The organism is Williamsia deligens (assembly GCF_024171765.1).
Lineage (GTDB): Bacteria > Actinomycetota > Actinomycetes > Mycobacteriales > Mycobacteriaceae > Williamsia_A > Williamsia_A deligens.
The window spans coordinates 1-14,857 of the sequence record NZ_JAMTCI010000001.1; the positions used below are offsets into that span (position 1 = coordinate 1).

Genomic DNA, 14,857 nt, shown 5'->3' on the forward strand with positions numbered 1-14,857 from the left:
TCCAGCTCCACCGCGCTCGCCGACAACGGCGACGGCACCTACACCCTGACCGCGTAAGGATCACCACCATGGCAACTGTCACCGCGTACACCGCCGCGCAGACCGACGCGTTGCTCGACGCGGCGGCCCAAGAGGCGGCGAAGAACAGCCACCGGTGGGTGGCGCGTCCGAAGATCGCCGCGATGGGCGACTCCATCACGGCGGCCAACCACCTGCTGAACCAGCCGTACTCGGTGGGCGGCGGCGCGTGGATGGACCTCGGGACCCTGCTGTCCGGGTACCGATACGAGTTCGTCGGCGCCGCGTCCACGGGCGGCTACACCATCGCGCAGGTGCTCGCGACACACCTCCCGACCGTCCTCGCCGCGCAGCCCGACTACTGCCTCGTGCTGGCGGGACAGAACGACATCGGGGCGATCGACACGCCTCGGCTGACGATGCTGCGGACGATCTGGGAGGCGCTGATCGCCGCCGGCATCACCCCGATCCTGTGCACCAACGTGCCGTCGTCCACCATCCCCAACTGGTGGCTGCTCTACGACTTCACCGTGGGGTACGCGCACCAGCACTCGCTGCCGCTCTTCGACCTCCACGCCGTGCTGACCGACCCCGCGACGGGCCTCTACCGAGCGGGCTACTCCACCGACGCGGTGCACCCGAACACGAAGGCGGGCATCGCAGCCGCGGCGCAGGCATGGTCGGCGTTCGCGAACAACCTCGTCGGCACCGCGCCGCAGCCGCCGACTCAGCTGCTGCCGATCACCGGGTCCGACGGCGGCACCACCCCGAACCCGCTCATGAGCGGTTCGAGCACCACCGCGTTGCCCGACGGATGGTACTGGGCCGAGGCGGCCGCGAGCGGCACCGTCGCGCTCGAGGCGGCCACCTACGGCAACCGGATGCGCCTGACGAAGTCGAGCTCGCAGCGCCTGCAAGCGAACAGCCCCCTGACTCCCGTCCAGCCGAGTACTCGTTACGCCGTGACGATGCGGATCGGCGCCCACGTGGCCGCCCAAGGCGCCAACTGGTCGCTGACCGTGGTGGAGGCGCCGAGCTACACCGCGCCCGCTCAGTTCAGCGCGGTCGAGGTGGACGTGCCCGACGGCACCCTGGCGAAGATGGAGTTCACCACTTCGGCCGCAGCTCAGCAGATCCTTGTGGCCGCGGCGATGTACCCGCCCTCCGGCGGAGCGGGCGCCAACCTCGCGATCGAGCAGTACCGAGTACGGCAGCTGTCGTTCGGCGTCTGACGCCCTGCGCCTGGTTAGTCGCGCGGCCTGCGAGCCAGGATCTTCTGCACCGCCTGGTAGGTCGTCCCGGTGAAACGGGATATCTGCACCGCGGTGCACCCGAGGTCGCCCGCCTCGTGGATGGACTCGAGGTAGATGCGGTCCCACTTCGCGCGCTCGTCGGCGGCCCGCGCGATCGCGTTCAGCGCATCAGCCTGCGCCGGCGACGGGTCTGGCAGCGTCCTAGGCATGCCGCACCTCGAGCACCAGCGCGACGAGCTCGAGCGCCAGGAAGACGGCGAGCACGATCGGCAACCACGCGCCCGCGCCGGCCGCGAGTGCGACGACGAGCAGCGCGGCGGTGCCGGTCGACGTCGCGGCGAGGACGTTGCGTCTGGTCATGGGATCAACCTCCGATCTAGAGTGGAGGGGCACCGGACCCGGGGTGTTATCTCCACCCCGGGCCCGGCCCCCGCTACCGGCGACGGATGCGGTCGACGATCGTGATGATCGCGACCACCGCCCCCGGTGTGGCGAGGATGAGGGCGATGATCTCGGTGATCATGTCGCCTCCCTTCCTGCCTGTCCCGGACTCTCCGGGACTCCTCTAGTATACGCAGCCGGGGTTGTGTAATGCAACCTCGGCTGTGCAACTTCCTGCAACATCCCTGGTCAAATCGCGGCACCCCTTTGGCGTATTGATTGAGGCGGGCGATCCCGTCGCGGTGTCGGCAATCCGGACCTCGAACGCCGGACAGGCCTTCGAGGGGTTCTACCGCCCCCGGTGAGGATGTTCGCGCCGGTCACGAGGGCACCTGCCCGGGTTCACAGTTGCTGCCGCTAGGGTTGCGACCCATGGCCGGAGACATCGTCCCGATCGAGCTCGGACTGACCGACGGGAACGTCGTCACACTGTGGGCACCCCGGTGGCGCGAGGGTGACGACGAGTGGGAGGCGTTCCTCGGACTCGACGACGACCTGTACGGGTTCCCGAGCGTCGCGGAACTCGTCGCATTCGTCCGGTCCGGCGCCGACAACGACCTGGTGGAGCACCCGGCGTGGGAGACCATCTCCGGGGTGCAGGCCGCCGAGCTCGTCCCCGCGAGCAGCAAGACCTACGACCTCATCGGTGTCCCCGAGCTCGCCGCGGAGGACCCGACGGCCGAGGTCGTCGCCGAACTGGAGGACGCCCTCGAGATCGTCCGCATCATCGGCGAGGTCTGCGAACTGAGCACCGTCACACGGTTCTTCAACGGCAACCCCATCCTGGGCGCCGTCACCGTGGGCACCACGAACTTCGTCGGCAAGGAGGGCCTCGAGCTCTGGGGGCGCGTCGGCACCCTCATCGACAAGCACTGGGACGACGTCGTCGACGCCATCGACGACGTGATCTCCGCGCCGGACGTCGACGGAGCCGCCGTCGCCACCGCCGAGGCCGAGCTCGAGGCCGCCGCCAGCGCGGAGGACGAGGACGAGCCCGACGAGGACGACGTCGAGATCGTGGCGGGCGCCGGTGCGGCCGAGGCAACGGACGAGTCCGACGACGAGGACGACACCGATGACGACGACGAGGATCCCGACGACCTCGAGGACGACTTCTGGACCTCGGTCGGCATCGACCCGATCCGGATCGTCACCGACGCCGCCGAGTACCTGACCCTGCGCTGCTACCTCGGTGACGACCCGGTGTTCCTCGGCAAGGACGGCAAGATCACCGTCTTCACCTCCGAGCGGGCCATGTCGCGCTACATCGCCGACTCCGACGACCACGAGCTCGCCGACGTGAGCACCTTCGAGGAGGTGCGCGTGGCGGCGACGGACGGCTCGCTGGAGATCGAGGTCTACGACGAGAACGTGTACGTGCTGCCCGGCATCGCCACCGACATCCTCGACGGACCGCGACGGATGGATCGCAAGCAGCTGGAGCTCGCGGTCGAGTTGCTCTCCGACGCAGCGGATTTCGCCGACGACGACTCGGTCACCGAGGCGCTCGCGTCGACGACACCGCTCGGCTGGTTCGTCAACTACACCATCAACCCGGACCCGAAGCGGCTCGCCCCGAGCGGGCCGTTCGACAACGAGTCCGAGGAGTTCCGGGCCCTGGTCCACGAGTTCGAGGCGCGGCTCGTCAAGCGCTGACCCGTCCGAGGCGCGGCCGGATCAGCCGATCAGGACCGCGTACCCGGGCTTGATGACCTCGTCGATGAGGCGCAGGCGCTCGTCGAAGTGGATGAACGCCGACTTCATCGCGTTGACGGTGAACCGCTCGAAATCGGCCCACCCGTATCCGAACTGGTCGGCGAGGACGCCGAACTCCTTGCTCATGGTGGTGTCGCTCATCAGACGGTTGTCGGTGTTGACGGTGACCCGGAACCGCAGGCGTGCGAGCACGTTGAAGGGGTGTTCGGCGATGCTCGCGACGGCACCGGTCTGCACGTTGGAGCTGGGGCACATCTCGAGCGGGATCCGCTTGTCGCGCACGTAGTTCGCGACGCGGCCGAGGCTCGCGCCGGTGACCACGCGGTCCGCCGCGCCGGTGCCCGACGGCAGCTCGATGTCGTCCATGACGCGCACGCCGTGACCGAGCCGGTCCGCACCGCAGAAGCTGATCGCCTCGTGGATCGACGGGAGACCGAAGGCCTCCCCCGCGTGGATCGTGAAGGGGGCGTTGTTGGCCCGCATGTACTCGAACGCGTCGAGGTGTCGGCTCGGCGGGTGGCCCGCCTCCGCGCCGGCGATGTCGAAGCCGACCACCCCGCGGTCGCGGAAACGCACGGCGAGCTCGGCGATCTCGCGTGATCGCGCAGCGTGCCGCATTGCGGTGACGAGACAGCGGACCTCGATCGGCTTCCCGACCGCCGCGGCGGCCTCGGCCCCCTCCACGAACCCCTCGAGGACCGCCTCGACGACCTCGTCCAGCGACAGGCCGTCGGTGAGGTGCTGCTCGGGCGCGAACCGGATCTCGGCGTACACGACGCCGTCGGCGGCGAGGTCCTCCGCGCACTCTCCCGCGACCCGTCGGAGCGCGGGCGCGGTCTGCATCACAGCGACCGTGTGGGTGAAGGTCTCGAGGTACCGGACCAGCGACCCGCTGTCGGCGCTCTCCCGGAACCATCGAGCGAGGCCCTCGACGTCGTCGGCGGGGAGCTCGTCGTATCCCGACTCCCGCGCGAGCTCGAGCACCGTCTGCGGCCGGAGGCCGCCGTCGAGGTGATCGTGCAGGAGGACCTTCGGGGCGAGGATCACCGACGCGTGGTCGAACGCGACGGGCCGGTTCCGGGACGACGGTGTAGCGCTCATCCCCCGACGGTAATACGTTCGGCCACCACCGACGTCGCCTCGGGCGCGGCCTCACCGAGCGTCAGCGCTCCGTCCAGGGCGGCCCGCGCGGCGACGAACCGCTCCGGCGTGCGGGTGTGCATCGACATCACCGTCTGACCCCGACGGACCCGGTCGCCGGGACGTACGTGCCACACGACTCCCGCCTCCGCCTGCACGTCGTCGCCGGGGCGGGCACGGCCGGCACCCAGCCGCCACGCGGCGAGTCCGACGGCGCGGGCGTCGAGGGCCGTCACGACGCCGTCGGCGTCTGCGGTGACCTCCTCGACGTGGTCGGCGCGCGGCAGCGGCGCGTCGGGGTCGCCGCCCTGCGCCGCGATCATCGCGCGCCAGCAGTCCATGGCCTGCCCACCGGCGAGGTGCTCGGCGGGGTCCGCGTCGATCCCACCCGCCGCGAGCATCTCCCGCGCCAGGGCGAGCGTGAGCTCGACGACGTCGGCCGGCCCGCCGCCGGCGAGCACCTCCAGCGCCTCGGCGACCTCGACCGCGTTGCCCGCGGTGTGCCCGAGCGGCGTCGCCATGTCGGTGATCAGCGCGACGGTGTCGACACCTGAGTCGGTGCCGAGCCCGACCATCGTGCGCGCGAGCTCACGCGCGTCGTCGAGGTCAGGCAGGAACGCGCCGGAGCCGCTCTTGACGTCGAGGACGAGCGCCTCGGTGCCCTCGGCGATCTTCTTGCTCATGATCGACGCCGCCAACATCGGGATGGACTCCACGGTCCCGGTCACGTCGCGCAGTGCGTAGAGCTTCCTGTCGGCGGGGGCGAGCCCCGGACCCGCCGCACAGATGACGGCCCCGACGTCACGCAGCTGTGCTGCCATCTGCGCCGGCGTGCGGTCGGCGCGCCACCCGGGGATCGACTCCAACTTGTCGAGGGTCCCGCCGGTCAGACCCAACCCCCGTCCGGACAGCTGCGGGACGGCCAGCCCGTAGGAGGCCACGAGTGGGGTCAGCGGGAGGGTGATCTTGTCACCCACCCCGCCCGTCGAGTGCTTGTCGACCGTGCGCAGCCGTCGGCCGTCCCGGGTGAGGTCGGAGAAGTCGAGGCGCTCCCCGGTGGCGACCATCGCCGCGGTCCACCGCGCGATCTCGCGACGGTCCATCCCCCGCAGCAGTATCGCCATCGTCAGCGCGGACATCTGCTCGGGCGCCATCCTGCCGTCGGTGAAGGCCTGCACCGCCCAGTCGATCTGTCGGTCGTCGAGGACGCCGCCGTCGCGTTTGGTGGTGATGATCGAGACGGCGTCGGGAGTGACGGACCCGGCGGTCATCGACGCGCCTCGAGGTCGTCGGGACCGAAGGCGTCGGGCAGGAGTTCCGCCAGCGGGCGGGGTCCGCGGGGGTGGTCGATGAGCAGATCCGCGCCACCGTGCTCCAGCAGGACCTGTCGGCAGCGCCCGCAGGGCATGATCACCGCGCCCGAACCGTCGGCCACGCTCACGGCGACCAGGCGGCCACCACCGCTGACGTGCAGGTCTGTGACCAGCGCGACCTCCGCGCAGACACCGAGGCCGTATGAGACATTCTCCACATTGCATCCGTGGACCCACCGTCCATCTGCCGTGATCCCGGCCGCGCCCACGGGGTAGTGGGAGTAGGGCGCATAGGCCCGCTCGCCGGCCCGTCGAGCGTTGTCCCGCAACCGATCCCACGTCGCTTCGGACACCATGGGCGTCTCCTTCCCGGACCGTCCGGCCCCCGTCGACCGGGATGCCCGACACACGCAGGTGATGTTAGGCAACCCTAATTCCAAAAGTTCTGCACCCGTGCAGAACTCAGCTGATTCCAAGGCTTGTCTGGAGTGGGTCTACTCTCGGGAGAGTAGGTCGCCGGACCGGGCCGCACCGATCTGGCGCACACATCACTGACGATGTTGGAGGCCCGTGGGATGACAGCTCAGACCGAGGTCGCGCCGGAGCCGGTTCGCCGCCGCTCCCTCTACCGCGGCGATCCCGGCATGTGGTCGTGGGTGCTGCATCGCATCACCGGCGTGTCGATCTTCTTCTTCTTGTTCGTCCACGTGTTGGACACCGCGATGATCCGCGTGAACCCGAACACGTACGACCAGATCATCGACACGTACAAGAGCCCGATCATCGGCCTGATGGAGATCGGCCTGGTCGCCTGCGTGCTCTACCACGCGCTCAACGGTGTCCGGATCATCCTCGTCGACTTCTGGTCGAAGGGTCCGCGCTACCAGCGGCAGATGCTGTGGGTGATCTCGGCGATCTTCGTCGTCGTCTTCGCCGCCGGTGCCATCCGCATGCTGGCCATCCTCGTCGACAACCTCTGAGAGGCACCGAGATGACGACTTCGGAAGCCCCCAAGCTCGCCAAGACCGTCGGCACCGATCACGATCGGCCGGCCAGTCTGGACAACCCCCGCTCGCCGCGTCGCCCCAAGGGCGGCAACTTCGAGAAGAACGCGTGGATGTTCATGCGCTTCTCGGGCATCGCGCTGATCTTCCTGACCCTCGGGCACATGACGATCATGCTCACCTTCGACAGCGGTGTGCACCGCATCGACTCCGCGTTCGTCGCGCAGCGGTGGGGTCAGCCGTTCTGGCAGGTCTGGGACCTGTCGATGCTGTGGCTGGCACAGCTGCACGGCGGCAACGGTGTGCGCACCGTCATCGCCGACTACTCCCGCAAGGACTCCACGCGCTTCTGGCTCAACGTGGTCCTCGCCGTGTCGATGATCCTGACCGTCGGTCTCGGCACCTACGCCATCCTCACGTTCGACGTGAACTCCGTCGGCTGACGCTCAACCAGGAGAGAAGATCCATGCAAGAGCACCGCTATGACGTTCTGATCGTCGGCGCCGGGGGCGCCGGGATGCGCGCCGCGATCGAGGCCGGACCCCGGGCCCGCACCGCGGTGCTGACGAAGCTCTACCCGACGCGCAGCCACACCGGCGCAGCGCAGGGCGGCATGTGCGCCGCGCTCGCGAACGTCGAAGAGGACAACTGGGAATGGCACACCTTCGACACCGTCAAGGGCGGCGACTACATCGTCGACCAGGACGCCGCGGAGATCATGTGCAAGGAGGCGATCGACGCCGTCCTCGACCTCGAGAAGATGGGCCTGCCGTTCAACCGCACGCCCGAGGGCAAGATCGACCAGCGTCGCTTCGGTGGTCACACCCGTGACCACGGCAAGAGCCCGGTGCGTCGTTCCTGCTACGCGGCCGACCGCACCGGCCACATGATCCTGCAGACGCTGTACCAGAACTGCGTCAAGAACGACGTCGAGTTCTTCAACGAGTTCTATGCCCTCGACCTCTGCCTCTCGGAGAACGAGGCCGGCGAGCAGGTCGCCACCGGCGTCGTCGCCTACGAGCTGGCCACCGGCGAGATCCACGTCTTCCACGCGAAGTCGATCGTGCTCGCCACCGGCGGGTCGGGTCGCATGTACAAGACGACCTCGAACGCGCACACGCTCACCGGCGACGGCATGGGCATCGTGTTCCGCAAGGGCCTGCCCCTGGAGGACATGGAGTTCCACCAGTTCCACCCGACGGGTCTGGCCGGTCTCGGCATCCTCATCTCCGAGGCCGTGCGCGGCGAGGGCGGCATCCTCCGCAACGCCGACGGCGAGCGCTTCATGGAGCGCTACGCCCCCACCATCAAGGACCTCGCGCCCCGCGACATCGTCGCGCGGTCGATGGTGCTCGAGGTGCTCGAGGGTCGTGGTGCCGGTCCGAACAAGGACTACGTCTACATCGACGTCACCCACCTCGGCGAGGACGTCCTCAACGAGAAGCTCCCCGACATCACCGAGTTCGCGCGCACCTACCTCGGTGTCGACCCGGTCACGGAGTACGTGCCGGTCTTCCCGACATGTCACTACGCGATGGGTGGCATCCCCACCAACATCAAGGGTGAGGTGCTCGCCGATCCCGACACCGTCGTGAAGGGCCTGTACGCGGCCGGCGAGTGCGCGTGTGTCTCGGTGCACGGCGCCAACCGTCTCGGCACCAACTCGCTCCTCGACATCAACGTCTTCGGACGTCGGGCGGGCATCTACGCGTCGGAGTACGCGACCTCGTCGGAGTTCGTCGAACTGCCGGAGAACCCGACCGGCATGGTCGACGAGTGGCTCGAGCTCATCCTGTCCGAGCACGGGCACGAGCGCGTCGCCGACATCCGCACCGAGATGCAGGCGTCGATGGACGCCAACGCGTCGGTGTTCCGCACCGAGGAGACCCTCAAGCAGGCTCTCACCGACATCCACGCACTCAAGGAGCGGTACAACCACATCCGCGTCCACGACAAGGGCACCCGCTACAACAGCGACCTGCTCGAGGCCATCGAGCTCGGCTTCCTGCTGGAGATGGCGGAGGTGACCGTGGTCGGTGCACTCAACCGCAAGGAGACCCGCGGCGGCCACGCTCGCGAGGACTACCCCGATCGCGACGACACCAACTACATGCGCCACACCATGGCGTACAAGAAGGGCACCGGCCTGCTCTCGGACATCGAGTTGGGGTGGAAGCCGGTCATCCAGACCCGTTACGAACCGATGGAGCGCAAGTACTGATGACCGCCACGCCCGACATCGCGTCCGACCCCCGGACCGAGGAGCCGCCGCTCCCGCCCGTCCCCGACGAGGCGACGATGGTCACGCTCAAGATCTCGCGCTTCAACCCCGACGACCCGGATTCCCAGGGCTGGGAGAGCTTCCGCGTGCCGGCGCTGCCGACCGACCGGATGCTCAACCTGCTCCTGTACGTCAAGGGCTACCTCGACGGGACTCTGACCTTTCGACGCAGTTGCGCCCACGGCGTGTGCGGGTCGGACGCGATGCGCATCAACGGCGTCAACCGTCTGGCCTGCAAGCTCCTGATGAAGGACCTGCTGCCGAAGGACAAGAACAAAGAGGTCACCATCACCGTCGAGCCCATCCGTGGGCTCCCGGTCGAGAAGGACCTCGTGGTCGACATGGAGCCCTTCTTCGACGCGTACCGCGCCGTGAAGCCGTTCCTCATGACCAGCGGGAACGAGCCCACGCGTGAGCGCATCCAGAGCCAGAGCGACCGCGCACGATTCGACGACACCACCAAGTGCATCCTCTGCGCCTGCTGCACCACGAGTTGCCCGGTGTACTGGAACGAGGGCAGCTACTTCGGTCCGGCCGCGATCGTCAACGCCCACCGCTTCATCTTCGACAGCCGCGACGAGGGAGCCGCCGAGCGACTCGACATCCTCAACGGCGTCGACGGTGTCTGGCGCTGCCGCACGACGTTCAACTGCACCGATGCGTGCCCGCGTGGCATACAGGTGACGCAGGCGATCCAGGAGGTCAAGCGCGCGCTCATGTTCTCGCGCTGACCCACAGCTCTGTCACAGCGCCCGCGCAGCGATGGTGTCTACCGTGATCCGTCATGGAGGCCACGTCGAGGCGCGGGCGTTCGTGTGTCGTCGTCCTCGTGGTCGCGATCACGATGTGGGTGCTGACGTCTTGCGGGGACTCGGTGGGTCATGAGATCGACAGCGCGGCAGTGGCCATCCCCGGTGTCGCCGCTACTCCCCCGATGGGCTGGAACAGCTGGAACACCTTCGGGTGCGGTGTCGACGAGCGGACCGTCCGGGCACAGGCCGACGCTCTGGTGTCGTCGGGACTCATGGCCGCCGGATACCGGTATGTGGTGGTCGACGACTGCTGGCAGGCCACAGCGCGCGATGCATCGGGACGTCTGACCGCCGCACCGGACCGCTTCCCCTCGGGTATGGCCGCGCTGGGCGCCTACCTCCACCAGCGGGGCCTGCTGTTCGGGATCTACACCGGCGCCGGGACCCGGACCTGCGCTCAACTGAACGGGATTTACCCGGGGGACACGGGAAGTCGGGGCCACGAGACGGTCGACGCCGCGACGTTCGCGTCGTGGGGCGTCGACTATCTGAAGGACGACTGGTGTTCGTCCGAGGCCGACACGGTGGCGCAGCGGGACGCGTTCGTGGCGATGCGCGACGCGATCCGGGCGACGGGCCGACCAATGGCGCTCGCGATCAACCCGAACAGCGGCGTCACCGCCACCGACGGTGTCCCCGGGGCAGTGCGCGACTGGGGAGGTGTGGCGACGACGACCCGCCTCACCAACGACATCGAGGCGACGTGGCGCTCGGGCCAGGACGTGTCCGGCTATCGGGGCGTCGCCGACATCGCCGACGCCGCTCGGGATCCCGGCGCGACCGTCGGCCCGGGGCGCTGGCTGGACCTGGACATGTTGGAGATCGGCGTGGGCTCGTCTCTCACGGCCGAGGAGGAGCGGACACACCTCGCCCTGTGGGCGATGGCGGCCTCACCACTGATGGCGGGCAACGATCTGACACAGATGAGCACCGCGACGCGGGACCTGCTGGCGTCACCGGGGATCCTCGCGATCGACCAGGACCCGGCAGGTGAGATCGCGCGGTCGGTGAGTGCGGACGGGTGGACGCGGCTTAGGCGGCTCGCCGACAGGTCGACGGCGGTGTCGCTGACAAACCCCACGGGCAGTCCTCGGACCATGACCGTGCCGCGGGACCTGGTGGGGTCCCAGGGCTCAGCCGTGGACGCGTGGACCGGCGTCGTGGCCGCGGCGGCGGGCCGGCCGATCGCCGTCGTCGTGGCGCCCCACGACACGGCGGTACTCCGGATCAGCCGCGGTTCGTGACCGACCTGTAGTCGATGACGCGGATGATCCACGGTTCTGCTTCTGGCGGTGACCCGGCCTCCGCCGAATTGTGTTCGGCGAGGATGCGTTCGAGGCGGTGTTCGATGTCGGACCAGTGCGGGTCCGGTGGGGCGTGGTCGGCCAGGAGCTGATCCGGTCGGTGCAGATGGTTGGTTCTGGGTGGGTCGGTGGTGCCGTTGGCGGTCCACCCGAATTTCCCGCGATCGGGGCCCTCAATGATCTTGCGGGTCTGCCAGCCACCGGGTCTGTCGTGGACGGCCCGGTTGTGCGGCCCGCACGCGGGGGCGAGGTCGGTGATGTCGGTGGTGCCGCCGTGCGCCCAGTCTTGTTCAGCGTGATGCGCTTCGGTGTGGGAGAACGGTGCCGGGCAGCCGGGCATCGAGCAGCCGCCGTACTGGGCGAACGCCACGAAGCGTTGCGCCTCGGAGGCGAGTCGGCGGCTGCGTCCGTAGAACAGGGCTTCGCCGGTGATGTCGTCGAACACCGCCAGATGCATCTGCGCTTGCGCTGCAAGCGTGATGATGTCGCTCATCGGCAGGTCGGTACCGGTGGCGGTGTGCCCGATCCCCGCCCGCTCGCGCAGTTGTGTCTCGGTGATGGAGATGATCAGGTGCGGCGGCAACCCACGATGCGACTTCCCCATCAACCCACCATCGGCGGCTGCCCGCAGGAGAGCCTGCAACGCGTCGTGATTGCGTTGCTGCTGGGTCCGCGAATCCCGATCCGCGGCAGCCTTCACGGCGTCGGTGTCGATGCCGTCGTCATCGACCCCACCCTGTGGTGAGGCCTCGTCGTCGGGATTGTTCATCCCGGGCTTGGCCCACTTCGCCAACACCACCTCGAACAACGCCCGTGTGACCGGATCCAGATTCCCGCGCAGCTTCGACATGAGCTGCGGATCCTGATTGCCCAACGACAACGACCGCTGCCGCGCCCGATCACGATCCGACGGTTCCGCGCCGTCGGGGTCGATGTGGGCGAGCAGGCGGGCGCCAGCCCGGTGGATGTCCTTCGGCGAATGGTGCCGGGCGATCTCGGCCATCTGCTCCTCGGCCTTCTCCCGAACCTCCGGCGGTGTCGCGGCAGGGACCTTGTCCATCACGCCCAGTACCGCATCCACGTGCTCGTGGGTGAGGTCGCCATCGGCCATGGCCGCCGCGGTCTCCGGGCACTTCGCCGGCAACTTCTCGCCGGTCACCGAGAACATCTCCGACAACGCCAGCACCTGCTTCAACCGGCGCTTCGGGTTCGGCACCCGCAACCGCTCAGCGACAAAGTGCGTCAATGTCGGAGATTGCACCGACGTGTGGGCATCACGATCGCTCACGTCGAGTATTCGTCGCAGCCCGATCGACCCCAGCCTGCGAACCGCACGCTCATGGGAGATCGCCAACTCCGCGACCTCACGCTCCGAACACGCATCCGACGACGCCTCGGCGATCTCACCCAGAAGACGATGCAACGCTTCGTATCTCGCGACCAGACCGCCGTCCACGATGCACCTCCCCCCGACTACAGCAACACATACATCATAGAACGGATGTACGACATTCGCAAGGGTGTTCGACCATCAGTGCAGGCGCACGGCCCACAAATCTCGGAGCAGTGCCGCCTCCGCTGCGTGATAGATCAACTCACCGGCGATATGGAGCAGGAACGATCGTCGGGTCGACGTCGCGTACTGCCCTGCAGCAGGGCCGATCTCGGCCCCCAGGTCCAGCGACGAGTCGAGCGCCTCACGGAGATCCTCGTACACGACGCAGAGCGCATCGACGGACGCCACCGCAGAATCGGTGACCGCCGGAGTCGACGTCGTCGAGCGGAGCCTGAGCCACAGCCGGTTGCGCTCATCGCCCAGCATCTCGGTGACGTGGGCGATCCTCCACGCGATGGTCACCCGGGGATCGCCGGCGATGGCATGCCATGCTTACTCGTCGTCGGTCAGGCCGCCCATCCTGTCGACGAGGCGACGGAACGCATGGTCGAGCAGGTCGACGATGTCATCGTTCTCCGACCGCACGCGCCGATCGTCCCACGCGGCGCGGCCCCGACAGGGCAGGATCGTCCCCGACAACCTCGACGGAAGGGGACGCGTGGCCAGGTACGTGGGCGCGATCGACCAGGGCACGACGAGCACCCGGTTCATGATCTTCGATCACCAGGGGGCGGAGGTCGCGCGACACCAGCTCGAGCATCAGCAGGTGATGCCGCGGGCCGGATGGGTCGAACACGATCCCGTCGAGATCTGGGAGCGCACCTCGTCTGTCCTGCAGACCGCGTTGCGCCGGGCCGGGATCGCCGCCGACGACCTCGCCGCCCTGGGCATCACGAACCAGCGTGAGACGACAGTGGTCTGGAACAGGACGACGGGTCGTCCGTACTACAACGCGATCGTGTGGCAGGACACGCGGACCGACCGGATCGCCAAAGCCCTCAGCGACAACGGTCACGCGGACACCATCCGCCGCAAGGCCGGCATCCCGCCCGCGACGTACTTCGCGGCCGCCAAGGTCCAGTGGATCCTGGAGAACGTCGACGGTGTGCGCGCCGCCGCTGAGAGCGGTGACGCGATCTTCGGCACCATCGACTCGTGGCTCATCTGGCACCTCACCGGCGGTGTCGACGGCGGGGTGCACGTCACCGACGTCACCAACGCCAGCCGCACGATGCTCATGGATCTCGAGACCCTCGACTGGGACGACGAACTCATCGCCCTGTTCGACATCCCCCGCGGGATGCTGCCCACCATCGTCTCCTCCTCCCCCACCGAGCCGTATGGACACACCACCCGCGGCGGCCCGCTCGCGGCGGAGGTGCCGATCGCCGGCGCACTCGGCGACCAGCAGGCGGCGATGGTCGGACAGGTCTGCTTCTCCCCGGGGCAGGCCAAGAACACCTACGGCACAGGCAATTTCCTGCTGCTCAACACCGGCGAGGAACTCGTGCGGTCCGACAACGGACTGCTGACGACCGTCTGCTACCGGTTCGGTGACGACAAACCGGTCTATGCCCTGGAGGGGTCGATCGCGGTGACCGGCTCGGCAGTGCAGTGGCTGCGCGACCAGCTCGGCATCATCTCCGGTGCCGCGCAGAGCGAATCGCTCGCGGGCGAGGTCCGGGACAACGGTGGCGTGTACTTCGTGCCCGCCTTCTCGGGGCTGTTCGCGCCGTACTGGCGGTCCGACGCGCGGGGGGCGATCGTCGGCCTGACCCGCTACACCAACAACGCCCACATCGCCCGCGCGACACTGGAAGCCATCTGCTTCCAGAGCCGCGACGTCGCGGACGCGATGTGCAAGGACTCGGGTGTGGAGCTCGAGGTGCTCCGCGTCGACGGTGGGGTCACCGCCAACTCCCTGTGCATGCAGATCCAGTCCGATGTGCTCGGCATACCGGTCAGCAGGCCGGTGGTGGCCGAGACGACCGCACTCGGTGCCGCCTACGCGGCGGGTCTGTCCGTCGGGTTCTTCTCGTCCACGGAGGAACTCGAGACGCACTGGCGTGAGGACAGGCGGTGGGAGCCGCACTGGGACGAGGACCAGCGGGCAGACCAGTACGGTCGCTGGCAGAAGGCCGTCACCCGCACCCTGGACTGGGTCGACGTCTGACCCGTG

At 68.5% G+C, this 14,857-nt stretch carries 15 protein-coding genes; 8 read left to right on the forward strand and 7 right to left on the reverse strand.

Features of this window, described 5'->3' with window-relative positions:
* Positions 1-68 precede the first annotated feature (68 nt).
* Positions 69-1,250, forward strand: coding sequence for an SGNH/GDSL hydrolase family protein (locus tag LX14_RS00005; RefSeq protein ID WP_253645251.1), 1,182 nt, complete (start codon positions 69-71; stop codon positions 1,248-1,250).
* A gap of 14 nt (positions 1,251-1,264) precedes the next feature.
* Here LX14_RS00005 and LX14_RS00010 read toward each other — a convergent pair whose 3' ends face one another.
* On the reverse strand, positions 1,265-1,480 hold the full coding sequence (locus LX14_RS00010) for a hypothetical protein (RefSeq protein ID WP_253645252.1): 216 nt from the start codon (positions 1,478-1,480) through the stop codon (positions 1,265-1,267).
* Positions 1,473-1,631 (reverse strand): hypothetical protein, encoded by a 159-nt coding sequence (locus LX14_RS00015; protein WP_253645253.1) that lies wholly within the window; start codon positions 1,629-1,631, stop codon positions 1,473-1,475. Before LX14_RS00015 ends, LX14_RS00010 begins: the two co-directional genes overlap by 8 nt.
* Before the next feature lie 453 nt (positions 1,632-2,084).
* On the opposite strand from LX14_RS00015, the gene LX14_RS00020 reads away from it, so the two are divergent.
* On the forward strand, positions 2,085-3,368 hold the full coding sequence (locus tag LX14_RS00020; RefSeq protein ID WP_253645254.1) for a SatS C-terminal domain-containing protein: 1,284 nt from the start codon (positions 2,085-2,087) through the stop codon (positions 3,366-3,368).
* A 21-nt stretch (positions 3,369-3,389) separates the two neighbouring features.
* Here LX14_RS00020 and LX14_RS00025 read toward each other — a convergent pair whose 3' ends face one another.
* Genes LX14_RS00025 through LX14_RS00035 form a run of 3 tightly spaced genes read right to left on the reverse strand, consistent with a single transcriptional unit; the run spans position 3,390 to position 6,237 of the window.
* Positions 3,390-4,529: an adenosine deaminase gene (locus tag LX14_RS00025; RefSeq protein ID WP_253645255.1), complete on the reverse strand. Its 1,140-nt coding sequence runs from the start codon at positions 4,527-4,529 to the stop codon at positions 3,390-3,392.
* Positions 4,526-5,839, reverse strand: coding sequence for a thymidine phosphorylase (locus tag LX14_RS00030; RefSeq protein ID WP_253645256.1), 1,314 nt, complete (start codon positions 5,837-5,839; stop codon positions 4,526-4,528). The genes LX14_RS00025 and LX14_RS00030 overlap by 4 nt, the downstream gene beginning before the upstream one ends.
* Positions 5,836-6,237 carry a cytidine deaminase gene (locus LX14_RS00035; protein ID WP_253645257.1) on the reverse strand — a complete coding sequence of 134 codons (402 nt, stop codon included), beginning with the start codon at positions 6,235-6,237 and terminating at the stop codon, positions 5,836-5,838. Before LX14_RS00035 ends, LX14_RS00030 begins: the two co-directional genes overlap by 4 nt.
* Positions 6,238-6,456: 219 nt before the next feature.
* Here LX14_RS00035 and sdhC point away from each other — a divergent pair, with 219 nt between their 5' ends.
* From sdhC to LX14_RS00060, 5 genes are read left to right on the forward strand one after another with little or no spacing between them, the layout of a single operon-like run.
* Complete coding sequence (gene sdhC / locus LX14_RS00040) at positions 6,457-6,861, forward strand: succinate dehydrogenase, cytochrome b556 subunit (RefSeq protein WP_253645258.1); 405 nt, start codon at positions 6,457-6,459, stop codon at positions 6,859-6,861.
* Positions 6,862-6,872: 11 nt separating this feature from the next.
* Positions 6,873-7,328: a succinate dehydrogenase hydrophobic membrane anchor subunit gene (locus LX14_RS00045; protein ID WP_253645259.1), complete on the forward strand. Its 456-nt coding sequence runs from the start codon at positions 6,873-6,875 to the stop codon at positions 7,326-7,328.
* Between the two features lie 23 nt (positions 7,329-7,351).
* The gene (sdhA, locus tag LX14_RS00050) at positions 7,352-9,106 is read left to right on the forward strand and encodes a succinate dehydrogenase flavoprotein subunit (protein WP_253645260.1); all 1,755 of its coding nucleotides are present in this window, start codon (positions 7,352-7,354) and stop codon (positions 9,104-9,106) included.
* Positions 9,106-9,897: a succinate dehydrogenase iron-sulfur subunit gene (locus LX14_RS00055; RefSeq protein WP_253645261.1), complete on the forward strand. Its 792-nt coding sequence runs from the start codon at positions 9,106-9,108 to the stop codon at positions 9,895-9,897. The genes sdhA and LX14_RS00055 overlap by 1 nt, the downstream gene beginning before the upstream one ends.
* Positions 9,898-9,950: 53 nt before the next feature.
* On the forward strand, positions 9,951-11,222 hold the full coding sequence (locus LX14_RS00060) for a glycoside hydrolase family 27 protein (protein WP_253645262.1): 1,272 nt from the start codon (positions 9,951-9,953) through the stop codon (positions 11,220-11,222).
* Here the strand turns inward: LX14_RS00060 and LX14_RS00065 are convergent.
* Positions 11,206-12,738, reverse strand: coding sequence for an HNH endonuclease signature motif containing protein (locus tag LX14_RS00065; protein WP_253645263.1), 1,533 nt, complete (start codon positions 12,736-12,738; stop codon positions 11,206-11,208). The two genes, LX14_RS00060 and LX14_RS00065, sit on opposite strands and share 17 nt — an antisense overlap.
* A gap of 75 nt (positions 12,739-12,813) precedes the next feature.
* Positions 12,814-13,140 carry a hypothetical protein gene (locus tag LX14_RS00070; protein WP_253645264.1) on the reverse strand — a complete coding sequence of 109 codons (327 nt, stop codon included), beginning with the start codon at positions 13,138-13,140 and terminating at the stop codon, positions 12,814-12,816.
* Positions 13,141-13,303: 163 nt separating this feature from the next.
* On the opposite strand from LX14_RS00070, the gene glpK reads away from it, so the two are divergent.
* Positions 13,304-14,851, forward strand: coding sequence for a glycerol kinase GlpK (glpK, locus tag LX14_RS00075; protein WP_308214109.1), 1,548 nt, complete (start codon positions 13,304-13,306; stop codon positions 14,849-14,851).
* The last annotated feature ends 6 nt before the right edge of the window (positions 14,852-14,857 follow it).

Excerpts from the sequence above, each read along its gene's own strand:
- sdhA (WP_253645260.1), top strand. The coding sequence starts at position 7,352 with ATGCAAGAGCACCGCTATGACGTTCTGATCGTCGGCGCCGGGGGCGCC.
- LX14_RS00005 (WP_253645251.1), top strand. The coding sequence starts at position 69 with ATGGCAACTGTCACCGCGTACACCGCCGCGCAGACCGACGCGTTGCTC.
- LX14_RS00015 (WP_253645253.1), bottom strand. The coding sequence starts at position 1,631 with ATGACCAGACGCAACGTCCTCGCCGCGACGTCGACCGGCACCGCCGCG.
- LX14_RS00030 (WP_253645256.1), bottom strand. The coding sequence starts at position 5,839 with ATGACCGCCGGGTCCGTCACTCCCGACGCCGTCTCGATCATCACCACC.
- LX14_RS00025 (WP_253645255.1), bottom strand. The coding sequence starts at position 4,529 with ATGAGCGCTACACCGTCGTCCCGGAACCGGCCCGTCGCGTTCGACCAC.
- LX14_RS00055 (WP_253645261.1), top strand. The coding sequence starts at position 9,106 with ATGACCGCCACGCCCGACATCGCGTCCGACCCCCGGACCGAGGAGCCG.
- LX14_RS00020 (WP_253645254.1), top strand. The coding sequence starts at position 2,085 with ATGGCCGGAGACATCGTCCCGATCGAGCTCGGACTGACCGACGGGAAC.
- LX14_RS00060 (WP_253645262.1), top strand. The coding sequence starts at position 9,951 with ATGGAGGCCACGTCGAGGCGCGGGCGTTCGTGTGTCGTCGTCCTCGTG.
- sdhC (WP_253645258.1), top strand. The coding sequence starts at position 6,457 with ATGACAGCTCAGACCGAGGTCGCGCCGGAGCCGGTTCGCCGCCGCTCC.
- LX14_RS00035 (WP_253645257.1), bottom strand. The coding sequence starts at position 6,237 with ATGGTGTCCGAAGCGACGTGGGATCGGTTGCGGGACAACGCTCGACGG.
- LX14_RS00045 (WP_253645259.1), top strand. The coding sequence starts at position 6,873 with ATGACGACTTCGGAAGCCCCCAAGCTCGCCAAGACCGTCGGCACCGAT.
- LX14_RS00010 (WP_253645252.1), bottom strand. The coding sequence starts at position 1,480 with ATGCCTAGGACGCTGCCAGACCCGTCGCCGGCGCAGGCTGATGCGCTG.